Source organism: Cytobacillus firmus NBRC 15306, assembly GCF_001591465.1.
GTDB lineage: Bacteria > Bacillota > Bacilli > Bacillales > Cytobacillaceae > Cytobacillus > Cytobacillus firmus.
Map to the genome: position 1 here is coordinate 1 of NZ_BCUY01000053.1, position 17,530 is coordinate 17,530.

Below are 17,530 nucleotides of genomic sequence, written 5' to 3' on the forward strand. Positions count from 1 at the left end.
CCGCCGCTTTAGGCGACTTAATTAATATATCATTTCTGATAATCAATGTCAACAAGTTTTTTTCTCATCAATTTGATGTTGTTTCTCTCTTGCTGACTTGAATTAGTATACCAGCTCTTCTCTATTAATTGCAAGTACTTTTTAATAGAAACTTAATCTTTTTTTTTAGTGAAGAAATTAAATAAAAAAATGACCGCGGGATGCCGTCATTTTAATATCTCATCAATAAATATCTGGCGGTTTTTCTCTAAATGAATAATATCGCCGGTTTCTAAGAGTTTCACAAGTGGTCTCGTGGGTGATTTATCTCCTATAAAAAGAATTTCTGCAGTCTGGCCGTCAGAGAGTTTCACCAGGCTGCCAATGGAAAAAGTCATGATGCCGGAGCCCAGCGCCTGGATGGATGGAATATCAAATTTACCGAAGCTGTCCTGTATCAGCATTTCAAGCACTTTGAACGGAGATTGTTTCCTTCTGTAGAGCCTTTGGGAAGTCATGGCATGAAATGCATCTGCAGCAGCGATGATTCGTCCAGCCTGATTGATTTTGCTGCTTTGTTCTCCAAACGGATAACCACTGCCGTCCAAACGCTCATGATGCTGAATAATGCCGATCTTAGTGCTTTCTCTTAACAATGAGATATTTTGAACCATTTTAAAGCTGAGGGTCGAATGCTTTTTAATTTCTTCAAACTCCTCGGAGTTCAATGCAGTGCTTTTGTGCAGAATGGACGGGTTTATTTTAGCCATGCCAGCATCAGCCAGGCACCCTCCCAGGGCAAGCTGCACAACTTCTCCCTTATTTAAATTCAGTTTTTTTCCTATAAATGCGCTGATCATTCCCACTGCTACTGAATGCTGGTATAAATAATCTTCATTTGTAGAAAGATGATGCAGCGAAAAGATAATGGAGGGATTTTTCTCCATTTTTTCAATCAGCGGAATCATAATGTTTCTTATTTTGGCGATATCCACCGGAAGGCCTGATTGCCAGGATGTGAATTCCCTTTTGAAATGTTGAACGCCATTTAGAAATGTACTAATATAATTTGATTCCACTTCCTCTTCGGCTTCATCCATGTTCCCGGCAGAAGTCATTGACTTCCCGCTGACCATGGTAGTTTCAACTTCTGCTTCCTCAATCAGAAATATTTTCATAATATCCAGCAATTCCTTTGTCAGCACTGTTTTTTGACTGATAATAGGGCGATTCGTCAAACTGAAAACATCTTCGGATAAAATACAGCCTTCTCTTAATTCCTGTATGGGTACACGCACTGTTTCCACACTCCAAATATGAGTCTTTTTTACTATTTTACTTTATTTGGGCAAAAAAAAGGAACACAAATCTGTGTCCCTCAAAATTTATTGCAGTTATTCTTCGCTATTATCGCCAGTTACTTCTTCTTCTGGAAGTGAATCGGCATCTTCAAGAGGCTTTGTTAATTCTTCGTCATCTTTTTCCTCTTCTTTTTCAACTCTGGCTACAGTCGATACCGCTTCGCCTGCCTCTTCATTTATGCGGATGAGTCTGACACCCTGCGTGTTTCTTCCCATGGTGGAAATATCACTGACTGCCATACGGATTAGTACGCCGCCTGTTGTAATAAGCATAACGTCTTCTTCCCCTGTGACAGCTTTCATGGAAACAAGGCTTCCGTTCTTATCCGTGATGTTGCAGGTCTTGATTCCTTTACCGCCTCTGCCCTGAACACGGTATTCTTCGGCTGGAGTACGTTTTCCATAGCCGTTTTTGGTTACAATCAGAACTTGGCTGTCATCCTCAAGAACTTCCATGCCAACGACTTCATCATCACTGCTTAAGTTAATTCCCTTAACACCAGTTGCCGTTCTTCCCATCGAACGAACATCTTCTTCAGGGAATCGGATCAGCATGCCATGGCTGGTTCCGATAATGATTTCCTTGCTGCCATCTGTCAGACGCACTGAAATTAATTCATCATCTTCACGCAGATTTAAAGCAATTAAGCCATTATTGCGGATATTGGCAAAGGATGATAATGGTGAACGCTTGGAAATCCCCTGTTTAGTGGTAAAGAACAGGAACCAATCATCGGCAAATTCTTCAACAGGAATGATCGCATTTACCCATTCATCTTTGTCCACTCCAAGAAGGTTAATGATTGGAATCCCCTTCGCAGTACGGTTGAATTCAGGTATTTCATATCCTTTAGCGCGATAAACCTTTCCTTTGTTCGTAAAGAAAAGAATGGTATCGTGTGTGGATGTGGTAATGAGGTGTTCCACAAAATCATCCTCATTTGTTCCCATTCCCTGGATTCCCCGCCCTCCACGCTTTTGGGCACGGTAAGTCGAGACTGGAAGACGCTTGATGTATCCCTTATGAGTTAGCGTCAGAACAATATTCTCGCGTGGGATCAGGTCTTCGTCTTCAATATTTTCGATGCCGCCTGCGACAATTTCAGTCCGGCGTTTATCGTTGAATCTTTCCTTAATCTCAGTCAATTCTTCACGGATGATTTCCAGTACTTTTTCTTCATCAGCCAAAATAGCTTTTAATTCCGCTATAAGGGCTACAAGATTTGCATATTCTTCTTCAATCTTTTCACGCTCCAAGCCTGTCAGACGCTGCAGACGCATGTCCAGGATAGCCTGAGCCTGTTTTTCGGAAAGATTGAATTTGGTCATTAAGCCTTCTCGTGCAATATCCGTTGTCTGTGAGCTGCGGATCAGACTAATAACCTCATCAAGATGATCAAGGGCGATCCTTAAGCCTTCTAAAATATGTGCGCGGGCTTCTGCTTTTCTTAATTCAAACTGTGTCCTCCGGCGTATAACAACCTTTTGATGTTCTAAATAATACTCAAGACACTGCTTTAAATTCAGAACCTTAGGCTGTCCATCCACCAATGCCAGAAGATTAATTCCAAAGCTTGTCTGGAGGGCAGTTTGTTTATAGAGATTATTTAATAATACACTTGCATTTGCGTCTCTTCTGACTTCAATGACAATTCGCATTCCATTACGGTCAGATTCATCACGCAGGTCGGTAATACCATCAATTTTCTTATCTCTGACAAGTTCCGCAATTTTTTCAATCAGCTTTGCTTTGTTAACCTGATATGGAATTTCATGTACGAGAATGGTCTCTTTGCCATTAGCTTTTTCTTCAATCTCTACTTTAGCGCGCAAAGTAATTGAACCGCGGCCGGTTTCATAGGCTTTGCGGATTCCGGTTCTTCCTAAAATCATTCCGGCAGTCGGAAAGTCCGGCCCAGGGATGATATCCATTAGTTCCGGAATAGTCATTTCAGGGTCTTTGCTTATCGCCAGAACCCCATCAATTACTTCACCAAGCTGGTGGGGAGGAATATTAGTGGCCATCCCGACAGCGATTCCTGACGTTCCATTGACCAGCAAATTAGGGAAACGGGCAGGCAGTACAACCGGCTCCTTTTCTTCCCCATCATAGTTATCCTGATAATCAATGGTGTCTTTATTGATATCCCGTAAAAGCTCCATTGATATTTTGGACATACGTGCTTCTGTATAACGCATGGCAGCTGCAGAGTCGCCATCCACTGAACCGAAGTTTCCGTGTCCATCAACCAGCATGTATCGATAGTTAAAGTCCTGTGCCATACGCACCATTGTTTCATAAACAGCAGAGTCACCATGCGGATGATACTTACCAATTACATCTCCGACGATACGTGCTGATTTCTTATAAGGCTTATCTGAATGCATGCCGAGATCGTGCATCGCATAAAGAATGCGGCGATGCACCGGCTTTAAGCCATCACGCACATCCGGAAGGGCACGTGAAACAATTACACTCATGGCATAGTCCAGGAATGATGAACGCATTTCCTGGCTAATGTTAATTTCTTTTATTTGGGACCTTGGCGTATCAGCCATATAAAGAACCTCCCTTTTTAAGGGACTTGGAATTTACCCATAGCCTCTTAATTTGTAAAACATTTATTAGATTATCGCTGTACTCAGAAAGTGACGCTTTCTTATGTAAAAGCAGGATAGTCATCCTATCCTGGCTTTTGATCATATATCTAAGTTTTTTACATATTGGGCGTTTTCTTCAATGAAGTTTCGGCGGGGTTCCACTTTATCGCCCATTAATATTTCAAACGTTTCATCTGCTTCAATGGCATCCTCAAGGCTCACCTGAAGCAGTGTTCGTGTTTCGGGATTCATCGTTGTCTCCCACAGCTGGCCAGGATTCATCTCCCCCAGACCCTTATAGCGCTGAACATTCGGCTTAGGCTGGCTGGACATGGTGCTCATGACTTCTTCAAGCTGGCGTTCATTATAGGCATATTCAATCTTCTTGCCCTGCTGTACTTTATAAAGCGGCGGCTGCGCAATGTAAATATAGCCCGCTTCTAAAATTTGTCTCATATAACGGTAGAAGAAGGTTAATAATAATGTTCGAATATGGGCGCCATCCACATCGGCATCCGTCATGATCACAATCTTATGATATCTGGCTTTTGAAATATCAAAATCTTCGCCTATCCCTGTACCGGCTGCAGTAATCATAGCCCGCACTTCATTGTTGGAAAGAATTCGATCCAGACGGGCTTTTTCAACGTTAAGGATTTTCCCTCTTAACGGCAGGATTGCCTGGAAGTGACGGTCGCGCCCCTGTTTGGCTGAGCCGCCGGCAGAGTCACCCTCAACGATGTAAAGTTCCGATATGGAAGCATCTTTAGATGAGCAGTCGGCCAGTTTCCCCGGCAGGCTTGATACTTCCAAAGCACTCTTTCTTCTGGTCAGTTCACGGGCTTTCTTTGCTGCCAGTCTGGCTCGTGCAGCCATTAATCCCTTTTCTACAATTTTCTTGGCTACCGACGGATTTTCCAGCAGGAACTTCTCAAGAGCTTCCGCAAAAATCGTATCGGTTGCAGTTCGCACCTCGGAGTTGCCAAGCTTCGTTTTAGTCTGTCCCTCAAACTGCGGGTCGGGATGCTTAACAGATACAATCGCCGTTAAACCTTCACGGACGTCTTCCCCAGAAAGGTTAGCATCATTATCTTTGAATAAACCGCTTTTTCTGGCGTAATCATTAATGACTCTTGTTAGAGCAGTTTTAAACCCTGATTCATGTGTTCCGCCTTCATACGTATTAATGTTATTGGCAAAAGAATAAATATTGCTTGTGTAGCCATCATTATACTGTATGGAGACTTCAACTGTAATGCCTTCACGTTCTCCCTCAATAAAAATTGGTTCTTCATGGAGAACTTCTTTCGTTCTATTCAAATGTTCAACGTACGATTTAATGCCGCCTTCGTACATGTATTCATTTTTCTTATTTTCTTCACGTTTATCCTCAATCGTGATGGTCAATCCTCTGTTCAGGAAAGCCAGCTCACGAATGCGGTTTGCAAGTGTTTCATAATCATATTCAAGCGTTTCAGTAAAGATTTCACCGTCCGGCTTAAAGTGAATCGTTGTTCCTGTGTGATCGGCTTCCCCAATCACTTCAAGATCAGCACTTGGAACGCCGCGCTCAAATTTCTGATAATATTTCTTGCCGTCACGATGAACAAATACTTCAAGTTCAGTTGATAGGGCATTAACTACAGAAGCACCAACACCATGCAAGCCTCCGGAAACCTTGTATCCGCCGCCTCCGAACTTACCTCCTGCATGAAGAACCGTCATAATGACTTCAACTGCCGGGCGTCCCATTTTTTCATGGATTCCGACTGGTATACCACGTCCGTTATCCACTACCGTAATACTATTATCCTTCTCGATAATCACATTGATTTCAGTACAATAGCCTGCCAATGCTTCATCAATACTATTATCGACTATTTCCCAAACAAGATGGTGAAGCCCTTTGGCACTTGTTGAACCGATATACATTCCCGGACGCTTCCGAACCGCTTCCAGACCTTCCAGTACCTGTATCTGATTCTCATCATAGGATTGTTCCTGCACTGCCTTTTGCTCCATTGCCACATCGGTCACCTGCACTTTCTATTTCACTATTCTATAAAAAAGCCTGGCATTTGAAATAATCCAAACTATAATTTTCACCTGACTTGCCTCTTTCCATAATGGATTCGGCATGTCTCTAAAATTCATGAACACTTGATTTATGGGATCGTTTTTTTAACGTACCTGAGGATAGCGGAGAAAAATAGATCTTTTCTGTTGTGACGACCACAGATTTATAGGAACCTTTCGCGAGGTTCACAACTGACTCCTCCCGGTGCTCTTTATGCTCTTTTGCATACTCGGAAGCAAGGACTGTTTCTTTATCAATAATAGCGACAATATCCCTTGCCCGGACCAGCACATCTTCACCTATATGGATATACATGCGATCACCTCACTGAATCTTCTTGATTCTCCCTGACTCCACACTGAACGCTGCTGCTTCTTTAAGTGTCTGGTGGTCTATCCCATCAACGCTTGTAGTAGTGACAAACGTCTGTACTTTTCCTTGAATGGTATTCAATAAATGGGATTGGCGATAATCATCCAATTCCGAGAGGACGTCATCCAGCAGCAGAATCGGATATTCTCCAATCTCAGAATGGATCAGTTCGATTTCAGCAAGCTTGACCGAAAGAGCCGTCGTTCTTTGCTGGCCCTGTGAACCGAATGTCTGCACATCTCGCCCATTCACATGAAAAATCAGGTCATCCCGATGCGGTCCAAACATAGTGACGCCGCGGTCTATTTCCCTGTTTTTCACCTTTTCGAATTTATCCTGGTATACTTTAACCATTTTCGACAAATCTTGTTCTTCTGATACCTCAGCAGAAGGCTTGTACTCAATTTTCAAGGTCTCAAGCCCTCTTGAAATTCCTTCATGGATCGGCTGTGCCCAATTCTCGAGGAGTCTGAGGAACTCATAACGCTTTAAAACAATCTTTGCTGCCATTTCAATGAATTGCTCTGTTAAAATCTCAAGCATGGTATGGTCGGTCTGCTTTTTGATCTGGAGCATTTTCAGATAGTGGTTGCGCTGCTGGAGGATTTTCTGATACTGGCTGATATCATGCAAATAGACAGGTGAAACCTGCCCAATCTCCATATCAATAAAACGACGCCTTACTTGAGGGCTCCCTTTCACAAGATGGAGATCTTCAGGCGCGAACATCACAACATTCATATTGCCGACATACTGGCTTAATTTCTGCTGCTCTATATGATTGCATTTGGCTTTTTTGCCTTTTTTGCTGATGACTAATTGCATGGGCAGGGATCCTTGCCTTTTTTGAACCCTTCCCTCTATTTTAGCATATTCCTGATCCCAGCGAATAAGATCTTTGTCATTTGATGTCCGATGGGACTTTGCCATTGCCAGCACATAGATTGATTCCATGACATTTGTCTTTCCCTGGGCATTCTCTCCCAAAATTACATTCACTTTATTTTCGAAATTGACTTCAAGCTCTTCGTAATTCCGGTAGTTCTTTAACAGCAACTGCTCTATATGCATAGACGCTACATCCTTTAAAATATTAACGCTAAAAACGGCGTTTAGACGATCGTAAATTCACCGACATCCGGAATTTCGATTTTATCCCCGGTTCTTAGCTTTCTTCCCCGTCTTTGATCCTGCTCGCCGTTGATGAAGACTTCGTATTCACTCAGGAACCATTTGGCCATTCCGCCTGTTTGAATCACATCAGCGGCTTTTAAAAATTGGCCTAGCGTAATATATTCTGTATCAATTTGAATTTCCGTCATATTTTCACTCTTTCCCATTGTCCGACTTCCAGTGCTGCAGTTTTTTCTGCACTTTGGCAAAACAATTTCAGAATGGTATCTAATATTCTATTTTACTAAATAAATCTCAGATACACAAAGAAAAGTCGACTACAGCCCGTTATTTTCATTATTCCCCTGCAATTGGCCAATATTCCGGCAGCAAAAAAGTAAGCCGCCGGCTCAGCCGGCAGCTTTTCTTAATAAGTTCTAACTGGCAGAATCAATTGGAGTATCGATTCATCGTTTAACGGTTTGATGATGAATGGTCTCATGGCGCCGGTGAAGCTGATTGTTATTTCAGAGCCTTCCAGTGCTTTTAGGGCATCCATCATGAATTTCGCGCTGAAGGAGATTTTTAATTCTTCGCCTTCTACGGATTTGCTCTGCACTTCTTCGACTACTTTTCCGACTTCCGGAGTGTTGGATGAAATTTCGATTACTCCGCCATCAATTGTAGAAAGCTTGACCACATTGTTTCGGCCTTCTTTTGCAAGTAAAGAGGCACGGTCAATAGCCTGCAGGAATTCTTTTGTATTGACGACCACATCTGTTTTGCTGTCTGAAGGGATCAGCCTGGATGTATCCGGATAATTTCCTTCGAGCAGCCTAGAGAAGAACAGCAGATGCTCAGCTTTAAAGAGAACCTGGTTTTCAGTAATAACGATATCGATTAAATCATTGTTGTCATCCAGAATTTTGCTTAATTCACTTAAGCTTTTCCCCGGAATGACCACATTGTAGCTTTCGCTGGCAGTTGTTTCAATCTGCGCTTTTCTTAAAGCCAATCTGTGGCTATCTGTTGCAATACAGGTTAATGTCCCGTTTCCCACCTTCCAGTTTACACCTGTCAAGATAGGGCGTGTTTCTGAGGTGGACACTGCAAAAACGGTTTGGCGAACCATTGCTTTTAATAAGTCCGTAGGGATTTTAAACATTTTTTCTTCCTCAATCTGAGGCAAGTGCGGATATTCCTCAGCATCCAGGCCATTAAGATTGAATTCGGATTTACCTGAGCGGATGACTGTCTGCAAATGGTTTTCCACGCTTATTTCCACACTGTCAGTCGGAAGCTTTTTAACGATTTCACTGAAGAACTTCGCTTGGAGCACGATGGCACCAGGCTGTTTGATCTCGACAATTTCATTTCCGTCTTCTTCTTTAGGAATAAAAGATTCAATGGAAATATCAGAGTCGCTTCCCGTTAAGGTAACCCCTTCTTCAGAAGCGACGATTTTAATTCCCGTTAAGATGGGAATAGTCGTTCTGCTTGTTACAGCTTTCATAACATCCTGGACGCTTTGGACCAACTGGTCGCGCTGGATTATAAATCTCATTTTTTAAATCCTCCAAGTATATTTTAATGGCGTATTGAATATATATTTTTTTATAAAAAAATAGTAGAAGTACTAGTAGGGCCTGTTAGTATGTGGATAACTGCATTTTTTGAAAGGAAACACAGCCTATCCACATGTGGACAGACTGTGCGTAAGTCAGGTCAAGTTATACACATTATACCTTGAGCAGTTCATTGATTTCTTTCAGCTGCTTTTCAAATTGTGAATCAGACTGAAGCATCTTTGATATTTTTTCATGGGCATGAATGACGGTCGTATGGTCCCTTCCGCCAAATTCCTCCCCTATTTTAGGCAGTGAAAAGTCGGTTAATTCCCTGGACAAGTACATGGCAATCTGACGGGGAAATGCGACAGACTTTGTCCGTTTCTTCGCCTTAAAATCCTCAAGCTTTACATTAAAATGTTCCCCAACCACCCTTTGGATTTCATGGATGGTAATGACCTTCGGCTTGGAGCTTGGAATAATATCCTTTAATGCTTCTGCTGCAAGGTCGGCATTAATATCTTTATTTATTAAAGAGGAATAAGCTACTACACGAATCAGAGCACCCTCAAGCTCACGGATGTTGGAGTCAATCTGATTGGCAATGTAAAGCATAACCTCATTAGGAATATCAAGTCCCTCCGCTTTGGCCTTTTTGCGCAGAATGGCTATACGCGTTTCAAGGTCGGGAGGCGTAATATCAGTAATTAATCCCCATTCAAATCTGGAGCGGAGACGGTCTTCCAGTGTCGGTATTTCTTTTGGAGGACGGTCACTTGAGATAATGATCTGCTTGCTTTCTTCATGCAATGTATTAAAAGTATGGAAAAATTCCTCCTGCGTCTGTTCTTTTCCAGCCAAAAACTGAATATCATCGATAAGAAGAACATCCACATTTCGATATTTATCGCGGAAATCGCCCGCTTTGTTATCTCGGATCGAGTTAATAAATTCGTTCGTAAATTTCTCGGAAGATAAGTATACGACTTTAGCTGATGGATTATGATCTAATACATAATGGCCGATTGCGTGCATAAGGTGAGTTTTTCCGAGTCCAACTCCCCCGTAAATAAATAAAGGATTGTATGCCTTCGCCGGAGCCTCTGCTACAGCAAGTGAAGCTGCATGGGCGAAGCGGTTTCCGGATCCGATGACAAACGTGTCGAATGTATACTTTGGGTTCAGCATCGTTAAAGGCAGTTCCTGATGTTCTTCCTCCGGCTTTTTCTTTTTTGGCGGAAGAGGAAGATCGACTTCTTCTTCACTCTGATTTTGAGGAATGATGAATTTCACTCCTAATTCTTCACCGGTAATGTCATAAAGAATTCCGGAGATCAGCTGGGAATAACGCTCTTCAAGCCAGTCACGGGCAAACTCATTCGGGGCCTTAACGACTAAAGTGTCTCCCTGCAGAGAATGCGCCTTTGTCGATTTCAGCCATGTATCAAAACTGGGCTTGCTGATTTTTTTCTCGATATTGGCCAGAGCGTTATTCCAAAGATCCGCAATGTTTTCCAATGATATCCCTCCTTTTCCATCTAAATTTGATATTTAAATACATTCAAGCTCCGGTGCCTTTCGGTGGACACCCCTGCTTTTTCTTTGTTTCGCGCCACAAAAACGATAGGTTATACACGCTGTATAACCCTGAAGTTTATAAATATACGAAACTGTTTATGTGGAAAACCATATAATAAGGAAGTAAAGTGGAATTTCGACAGTATCCACTGTCTGTGGACAAACTTTTACAAACCCCTTGGATAAACTGTCCACATGTTATCCACAATCTGTGGATAATGAAGATATACACAATGATTTATTAAGTGTGAAAACACAATTATGATAACAGATAATGCTTTGGACTGCAATGCTTTTTAAACCCTTATCCACAACATGCCCATCCCTGTTCATAAAAATTGTCCACAGCCTCTGGTTGTGTGAAAAACCTGTCAATATGTGATGTGGATAATAAAAAACTTGTCGAAAATTTATCCACAGCCCTGTTTTTGGGGGAATTCAATTCCAATGGACTTGGAGTGTAATGGCCCTTTTTAGCGGACGGAACATCCCGCCGTCCGGGAGTCTCCAAGAAAAGCTTTTACAAATGGAGAAATGAGAAAAACGTGGAAAAATGAAATTTTAGGATGACATTCAGGCGAAAAGAAGGTAAACTTTCTGAGTGGGTTCTTTCAGATATGCAAAAAGAGAAAGAGCAGCAAAGAATTTTTTTATATTGTCGTACGTTGTTTTTTTATTAAATCTCAACGGACTAACTTTATAAGCAATTTATGAAAGAAAGAGCCAAAACGAATATTTTTGCCATTGAAGGCAGATTGACTTATATGCATAGTTGACAATTTTCTAGTTACATCTATATAATTAGAAAGACTGTCTTTAACAGCAATTCCTCAGGGAGGTGTCATATATGAAAAGAACTTATCAGCCAAACAAGCGTAAAAGAAGCAAGGTTCATGGTTTCCGCAGCCGCATGAGCTCTCCGAACGGACGTAACGTTCTAGCCCGCCGCCGCCGCAAAGGAAGAAAAGTATTATCTGCTTAGGCCACTGAAACGTCAGTGGTCTTTTTTTCCATGTAAAGATAACTTAATTAAAGTTAGATAACTGTCTAGCGCAAGCAGCCGGCCCCCTCAAGATGCAGGGTCTGACCAGGGCGCTTGTGCTTTTCGAAATAGGTGATGACATGAAAAAAGAGTTCCGTGTAAAAAAGAATAAAGAATTTCAAGAGGCCTTTAAAAAGGGAAAGTCATTCGCCAACCGCCAATTTGTCGTTTACATCTTGAGAAAAGAGGAGCAGAATCATTTTCGCTTCGGGCTTTCTGTCAGCAAAAAAATCGGCAATGCCGTCATGAGGAACCAGATCAAAAGGTATATCCGCCAGGCATTTTTAGAACTGGAGGAAGAAATAAAGCCGCAATATGATCTGATCGTCATTGCGAGGAAACCGGTGGCAGAAATGGATTTTCATGAAGTGAAAAAGAGTCTGATCCACGTATTGAAGGTTTCGCGGGTTTTGAATAAACCGGGACTTGGAAATACTAAAAACTAATAATCGTTATCTATCTTTATTATGAAGCACTTCATTTTAAAAGATGTTAAAATAAGATACATATGAGCGTGTCCCTCTGTCCGGGGGATTAGCAAATGAAATCCATACTATTATCAGGAGCAATTAAGGAGGAAAAAACGGTTGAAGAAACGAATATTCCTATTAATCGGTTTAGTGTTTGTGATGGCCCTTTTATCGGGCTGTACAGAAATCAACCAGCCGATTACGTCTGAAAGCAAAGGCTTTTGGAACGAGTATATTGTCTACCCGCTTTCACTGTTTATTATTAAGGTAGCGGAATTTGCAGGCGGCAGCTATGGACTATCGATCATCATTGTGACGATCATTATCCGTCTGGTTATCCTGCCGTTAATGATTAAACAAACGAGAAGTTCAAAAGCGATGCAGGCGATTCAGCCAGAAATGCAGAAGCTTCGTGAAAAATACAGCTCGAAAGACCAGAAAACACAGCAGAAGCTGCAGCAGGAAACAATGGCTTTATTCCAAAAGCATGGCGTTAACCCGCTTGCCGGCTGTTTCCCGTTAATCGTCCAAATGCCGATCCTGATCGGTTTCTACCATGCGATTACACGTACGCGCGAAATTGCAAACCATAATTTCCTTTGGTTTGACCTTGGTTCTCCGGATCCAATTTACCTATTGCCTTTAATTGCAGGTGTGACAACATTCATTCAGCAGAAAATGATGATGGCCGGCACTGAGCACACAGGGCAAATGGCTGCACAAATGAAAATGATGCTTTATCTAATGCCGATTATGATCGTTGTTTTTGCCATTAACTTCCCGGCAGCTCTTTCTTTATACTGGGTAGTGGGTAATATTTTCATGATCATTCAAACGTATTTCATTAAAGGTCCGGACCTGAAAGCTGCAGCGGCCGGAAATGCAGGAGGAGCCAAAAAGTGAAACAAGTAACTGCTACAGGACAGACCGTCAAGGAAGCAGTAGAGTCAGCTTTAGCTCAATTAAACACAACAGAAGACCGCTTAGAGATTACTATTGTTGATGAAGGTAAAAAAGGCGTATTCGGGATTTTCGGATCCCGGCCGGCAGTGGTGAAAGCTGTGAAAAAGCCTGATCCGATTGAGGAAGCGGAAAAATTCCTTAAAGATGTCAGTGCAAAAATGGGCGTGCCCATCGAAATTGAAACATTACGGGAAGGAAAAAATGTTCAATTTATCTTATCCGGCGAAAAGATTGCTCTTTTAATCGGAAAAAGAGGGCAAACGCTCAATTCCCTCCAGTATTTGACACAGCTGGTCATCAACCTCTATGCCGAGCAGTACTTAAATGTGGTGGTCGATGCAGAGGATTACCGGAAAAGACGCCAGGATACCCTGATTCAACTGGCTGAAAGGCTTGCTCAAAAAGCTTTGAAGACGGGAAAAGAAATTGCGCTGGAACCAATGCCTTCCTATGAACGCAAAGTGATCCATACCGCTCTCGTAAACAATAAGCGAATCAAGACATATTCTGATGGCAATGACCCGCACCGCCATATCGTCATTGCACCAGCCAGAACCAGATAGCAGGAAAAGCTGCAGCGCCTTGCCCACCCCCGACACCTCGAGGGGGCAGGCGCTGCAGCTGGACATTATCAATGACCAAAACATAAAAATTGCTCATTTTGAAAAATCCCAATCCATTCCGGATTGGGATTTTTTGTCGGTCTTTGTCAAAGACCCGCAAATTATTAAAACTCAATTGGTTTTATTGTTATTCACATGTGGATAAGTTAAAATAGAGCATATTAATTATGAGACGTGTGGATAATTTTTTCGCTGGCTGCTGGAAAGCGGGATGTTGATAAGTATCATGCTGAACTGATGGACAAGCCGGAAATGCGGGCTGTTAAGCTTTTCTAAAAAAAAGCCATGTGATATTCTATTAATTTGGGGAATCGAAAGCAGTATTCAGTTTTTATATAGATTGAAGAAGGAAAGACAAGAGAGGTGAATAAAGTGGAATTCGATACAATCGCTGCGATATCTACTCCAATGGGGGAAGGAGCCATTGCCATTGTCCGCCTGAGCGGGGATCAGGCATTTGAAATTGCGGACCGTCTTTTCAGAGGGGCAGGAGGAAAGCGGCTAAAGAATGTGGCGTCCCATACCATTCATTATGGGCATATTGTTGATCCGAAAACCGAACAGATTGCTGAAGAAGTGATGGTTTCAGCCATGAAGGGACCGAAAACTTTTACGAAGGAAGATGTCATCGAAATCAACTGCCATGGCGGACTGGTTTCCGTGAATCGCGTGCTGCAGCTTTTGCTGAATAATGGTGCACGGCTGGCAGAGCCGGGTGAATTTACAAAGCGTGCTTTCTTGAACGGACGTATTGATTTATCACAGGCAGAAGCGGTCATGGATCTAATTCGCGCCAAGACGGACCGTGCTATGAACGTGGCACTTGGCCAGATGGAAGGAAGGCTGTCAAAGCTTATTCAGAAGCTTCGGCAGGAAATTCTGGAGATTTTGGCTCATGTAGAAGTCAATATCGACTATCCGGAATACGATGATGTCGAGGAAATGACCCATCATATGCTGATGGAGAAGGCTGCTTATGTTAAAAAAGAAATCGAAAAGCTTCTTCAAACCTCACAGCAGGGGAAAATACTGCGTGAAGGACTTTCCACGGTCATCGTCGGACGGCCAAACGTTGGGAAATCTTCCTTATTGAATAGCCTTGTTCACGAAAATAAAGCGATTGTGACGGATATACCGGGCACCACCCGGGATGTTATTGAAGAATATGTGAATGTCAGAGGAGTGCCGCTCCGTCTGGTGGATACAGCCGGCATTCGCGAAACGGAAGATATCGTAGAACGGATCGGTGTCGAAAAATCGAGGCAGGTATTAAAGGAAGCAGATTTAATTTTGCTAGTGCTCAATTACTCGGATGAATTGACGTCTGAGGACGAAAATATATTTAAAGCGGTCGAAGGCATGGATGTCATTGTGATTGTCAATAAAACCGACCTTGATCAAAAAATCGACATGAATCGTGTCCGCGAGCTTTCAAAGCATCATAGACTGGTTACGACCTCTTTATTGGAGGACCAGGGAGTCGACGATCTTGAGGAAGCCATTGCCTCTTTATTCTTTGCAGGCTCCATTGAAGCCGGGGATATGACGTATGTCTCCAATACCCGCCATATTGCTCTATTGAATCAGGCGCAAAATGCCATTGATGAAGCGATGCAGGGTGTTGAGATGGGAACGCCGATTGATATTGTGCAGATTGATTTGACAAGAACATGGGAGCTGCTTGGTGAAATTATTGGCGACAGTGTCCATGAAAGCCTGATCGACCAGTTATTCTCGCAGTTCTGTTTAGGAAAATAGATATTTTACTTTTGCAATCTTACGGGCTAAAGCACCCTTGCTTTTTAAAAAGCTTGGACTGTGCTCTTAGGATTGCAGCAAAGGAGGCCGCATCATGACATATGAAGCTGGAAGTTATGATGTCATAGTTGTCGGAGCCGGACATGCGGGTGTGGAAGCAGGCCTTGCTTCGGCCCGTCTCGGCGCAAAGACATTAATGATCACAATCAACCTGGATATGGTAGCCTTTATGCCCTGCAACCCTTCAGTCGGGGGACCTGCAAAAGGAATCGTCGTAAGGGAAATCGATGCCCTTGGCGGAGAAATGGGCAAGAACATTGATAAAACCCATATTCAGATGCGTATGCTGAACACAGGAAAAGGCCCTGCTGTCCGTGCTTTAAGAGCACAGGCCGATAAGTTCACGTATCAGCATGAAATGAAAAAAACACTGGAAAACGAACGGAACCTGACGCTTATTCAGGGAATGGTTGAAGAGCTGATTGTAGAAGATGGAGAATGCAGGGGCGTCGTCACCCAGACAGGGGCCGTGTATCATTCAAAAGCGGTCGTCATTACGACAGGAACCTTCTTAAGAGGGGAAATCATCCTTGGTGAACTGAAGTACTCAAGCGGCCCTAATAACCAGCAGCCATCCATTAAGCTCTCAGAGCATCTGCAGGAGCTTGGCTTTGATCTCGTCCGTTTTAAAACTGGAACACCGCCGCGCGTCAACAGCCATACCATTGATTACAGCAAAACGGAAATCCAGCCTGGCGATGATGTGCCCAGAGCTTTTTCCTATGAAACAACCAAGTATATTACAGATCAGCTCCCTTGCTGGCTGACATACACCAATGAAGAAACACATACTTTGATCGACAATAATCTGCATCGCTCGCCTATGTATTCCGGCATGATCAAAGGAACTGGTCCGCGCTATTGCCCGTCAATTGAGGATAAAGTTGTCCGCTTTAACGATAAGCCGCGTCATCAGATTTTCCTTGAGCCTGAAGGCCGCAATACTCAGGAAGTATACGTGCAGGGGCTTTCAACAAGCTTGCCTGAGGATGTGCAGCAGCAGATTCTCAGAACCATCCCTGGACTTGAAAAGGTACAGATGATGCGTGCCGGCTATGCGATTGAATATGATTCCATCGTCCCAACGCAATTATGGCCGACACTGGAAACCAAAAAGGTGAAAAATCTCTATACGGCCGGCCAGATTAACGGAACATCCGGCTATGAAGAAGCTGCCGGCCAGGGATTAATGGCAGGCATGAATGCCGGATTGAAATCGCTGGATAAGGAAGAAGTCATTTTAAGCCGTTCAGATGCCTATATTGGCGTCCTGATTGATGACCTTGTAACCAAAGGCACGAACGAGCCTTACCGTCTATTAACTTCAAGAGCGGAATACCGTCTGCTGCTTCGCCATGATAATGCAGATCTGCGTTTAACAGAGCTTGGCCGCAAAGTCGGACTGATCAGTGAAGAACGCTATGAAAAATTCCAGCTGAAAAAGCAGGCAATAGAAGACGAGAAAGCACGTCTGCAAGGCATCATCATCAAGCCGTCTTCTGATGTGCAGGAGCTGATCAAAAGCCAGGGCGGAAGCGAGCTGAAAGACGGCATCCGCGCCTCAGATCTGCTGAAGCGTCCTGAAATGACATATGAGCATATCAAACAGCTGGCTCCGGCTGAAACTGCGCTTGATCCCGATGTAACCGAGCAGGTGGAGATCCAGATTAAGTATGAAGGCTATATTGAAAAGTCCCTTCAGCAGGTAGAGCGGCTGAAGAAGATGGAAAACAAAAAGATCCCTGAAAACATCGATTATGATGATATTAACGGGCTGGCTTCCGAAGCAAGACAAAAGCTGAAGGAAGTAAGACCGTTATCTCTTGCACAGGCTTCGCGAATTTCCGGAGTTAATCCTGCAGATATCTCCATTTTGCTTGTTTATTTAGAGCAGGGGAGAATTGCACGGGTTTCAGCTGAGTAAGAGGAAAATCCGATAATGTCAGAGAACGGAAAGGATTTATA

Annotated in this window: 14 protein-coding genes; 6 read left to right on the plus strand and 8 right to left on the minus strand. The window is 43.0% G+C overall.

Annotated features, from left to right (window positions below):
• Positions 1-206: 206 nt before the first annotated feature.
• The 8 genes from BFI01S_RS14550 to dnaA form a co-directional block, all read right to left on the minus strand.
• Positions 207-1,277, minus strand: coding sequence for an HD-GYP domain-containing protein (locus BFI01S_RS14550; protein ID WP_061793260.1), 1,071 nt, complete (start codon positions 1,275-1,277; stop codon positions 207-209).
• Between the two features lie 96 nt (positions 1,278-1,373).
• Positions 1,374-3,899 carry a DNA gyrase subunit A gene (gyrA, locus tag BFI01S_RS14555; RefSeq protein ID WP_061793261.1) on the minus strand — a complete coding sequence of 842 codons (2,526 nt, stop codon included), beginning with the start codon at positions 3,897-3,899 and terminating at the stop codon, positions 1,374-1,376.
• A 141-nt stretch (positions 3,900-4,040) separates the two neighbouring features.
• Positions 4,041-5,963 (minus strand): DNA topoisomerase (ATP-hydrolyzing) subunit B, encoded by a 1,923-nt coding sequence (gene gyrB, locus BFI01S_RS14560; protein WP_061793262.1) that lies wholly within the window; start codon positions 5,961-5,963, stop codon positions 4,041-4,043.
• Between the two features lie 121 nt (positions 5,964-6,084).
• A complete protein-coding gene (gene remB, locus BFI01S_RS14565; RefSeq protein WP_061793263.1) occupies positions 6,085-6,333 on the minus strand; it encodes an extracellular matrix regulator RemB in 249 nt (82 codons plus the stop codon).
• Between the two features lie 9 nt (positions 6,334-6,342).
• Complete coding sequence (gene recF / locus BFI01S_RS14570) at positions 6,343-7,461, minus strand: DNA replication/repair protein RecF (RefSeq protein WP_061793264.1); 1,119 nt, start codon at positions 7,459-7,461, stop codon at positions 6,343-6,345.
• A gap of 41 nt (positions 7,462-7,502) precedes the next feature.
• Complete coding sequence (gene yaaA, locus BFI01S_RS14575) at positions 7,503-7,730, minus strand: S4 domain-containing protein YaaA (RefSeq protein WP_411814597.1); 228 nt, start codon at positions 7,728-7,730, stop codon at positions 7,503-7,505.
• Positions 7,731-7,930: 200 nt separating this feature from the next.
• Positions 7,931-9,067, minus strand: coding sequence for a DNA polymerase III subunit beta (dnaN, locus tag BFI01S_RS14580; RefSeq protein ID WP_061793265.1), 1,137 nt, complete (start codon positions 9,065-9,067; stop codon positions 7,931-7,933).
• A 175-nt stretch (positions 9,068-9,242) separates the two neighbouring features.
• A complete protein-coding gene (gene dnaA, locus BFI01S_RS14585) occupies positions 9,243-10,589 on the minus strand; it encodes a chromosomal replication initiator protein DnaA (protein WP_061793266.1) in 1,347 nt (448 codons plus the stop codon).
• 907 nt (positions 10,590-11,496) lie between these two features.
• Here dnaA and rpmH point away from each other — a divergent pair.
• The 6 genes from rpmH to mnmG all read left to right on the plus strand — a co-directional run bounded on the left by rpmH (position 11,497) and on the right by mnmG (position 17,489).
• Positions 11,497-11,631 carry a 50S ribosomal protein L34 gene (gene rpmH / locus BFI01S_RS14590; protein WP_019382473.1) on the plus strand — a complete coding sequence of 45 codons (135 nt, stop codon included), beginning with the start codon at positions 11,497-11,499 and terminating at the stop codon, positions 11,629-11,631.
• Positions 11,632-11,771: 140 nt separating this feature from the next.
• Entirely contained in the window at positions 11,772-12,137 is a 366-nt protein-coding gene (rnpA, locus tag BFI01S_RS14595) for a ribonuclease P protein component (protein ID WP_061793282.1), read from the plus strand.
• Positions 12,138-12,278: 141 nt separating this feature from the next.
• Positions 12,279-13,064: a YidC family membrane integrase SpoIIIJ gene (gene spoIIIJ, locus BFI01S_RS14600; RefSeq protein ID WP_061793267.1), complete on the plus strand. Its 786-nt coding sequence runs from the start codon at positions 12,279-12,281 to the stop codon at positions 13,062-13,064.
• The gene (gene jag, locus BFI01S_RS14605; protein WP_061793268.1) at positions 13,061-13,687 is read left to right on the plus strand and encodes an RNA-binding cell elongation regulator Jag/EloR; all 627 of its coding nucleotides are present in this window, start codon (positions 13,061-13,063) and stop codon (positions 13,685-13,687) included. The genes spoIIIJ and jag overlap by 4 nt, the downstream gene beginning before the upstream one ends.
• 432 nt (positions 13,688-14,119) lie before the next feature.
• Positions 14,120-15,505 carry a tRNA uridine-5-carboxymethylaminomethyl(34) synthesis GTPase MnmE gene (gene mnmE, locus BFI01S_RS14610; protein WP_061793269.1) on the plus strand — a complete coding sequence of 462 codons (1,386 nt, stop codon included), beginning with the start codon at positions 14,120-14,122 and terminating at the stop codon, positions 15,503-15,505.
• Positions 15,506-15,599: 94 nt separating this feature from the next.
• On the plus strand, positions 15,600-17,489 hold the full coding sequence (mnmG, locus tag BFI01S_RS14615) for a tRNA uridine-5-carboxymethylaminomethyl(34) synthesis enzyme MnmG (RefSeq protein ID WP_061793270.1): 1,890 nt from the start codon (positions 15,600-15,602) through the stop codon (positions 17,487-17,489).
• The last annotated feature ends 41 nt before the right edge of the window (positions 17,490-17,530 follow it).

Coding starts and splice junctions, on each gene's coding strand:
- rpmH (WP_019382473.1), top strand. CDS start 11,497: ATGAAAAGAACTTATCAGCCAAACAAGCGTAAAAGAAGCAAGGTTCAT.
- recF (WP_061793264.1), bottom strand. CDS start 7,461: ATGCATATAGAGCAGTTGCTGTTAAAGAACTACCGGAATTACGAAGAG.
- gyrA (WP_061793261.1), bottom strand. CDS start 3,899: ATGGCTGATACGCCAAGGTCCCAAATAAAAGAAATTAACATTAGCCAG.
- rnpA (WP_061793282.1), top strand. CDS start 11,772: ATGAAAAAAGAGTTCCGTGTAAAAAAGAATAAAGAATTTCAAGAGGCC.
- remB (WP_061793263.1), bottom strand. CDS start 6,333: ATGTATATCCATATAGGTGAAGATGTGCTGGTCCGGGCAAGGGATATT.
- dnaN (WP_061793265.1), bottom strand. CDS start 9,067: ATGAGATTTATAATCCAGCGCGACCAGTTGGTCCAAAGCGTCCAGGAT.
- yaaA (WP_411814597.1), bottom strand. CDS start 7,730: ATGGGAAAGAGTGAAAATATGACGGAAATTCAAATTGATACAGAATAT.
- mnmG (WP_061793270.1), top strand. CDS start 15,600: ATGACATATGAAGCTGGAAGTTATGATGTCATAGTTGTCGGAGCCGGA.
- gyrB (WP_061793262.1), bottom strand. CDS start 5,963: ATGGAGCAAAAGGCAGTGCAGGAACAATCCTATGATGAGAATCAGATA.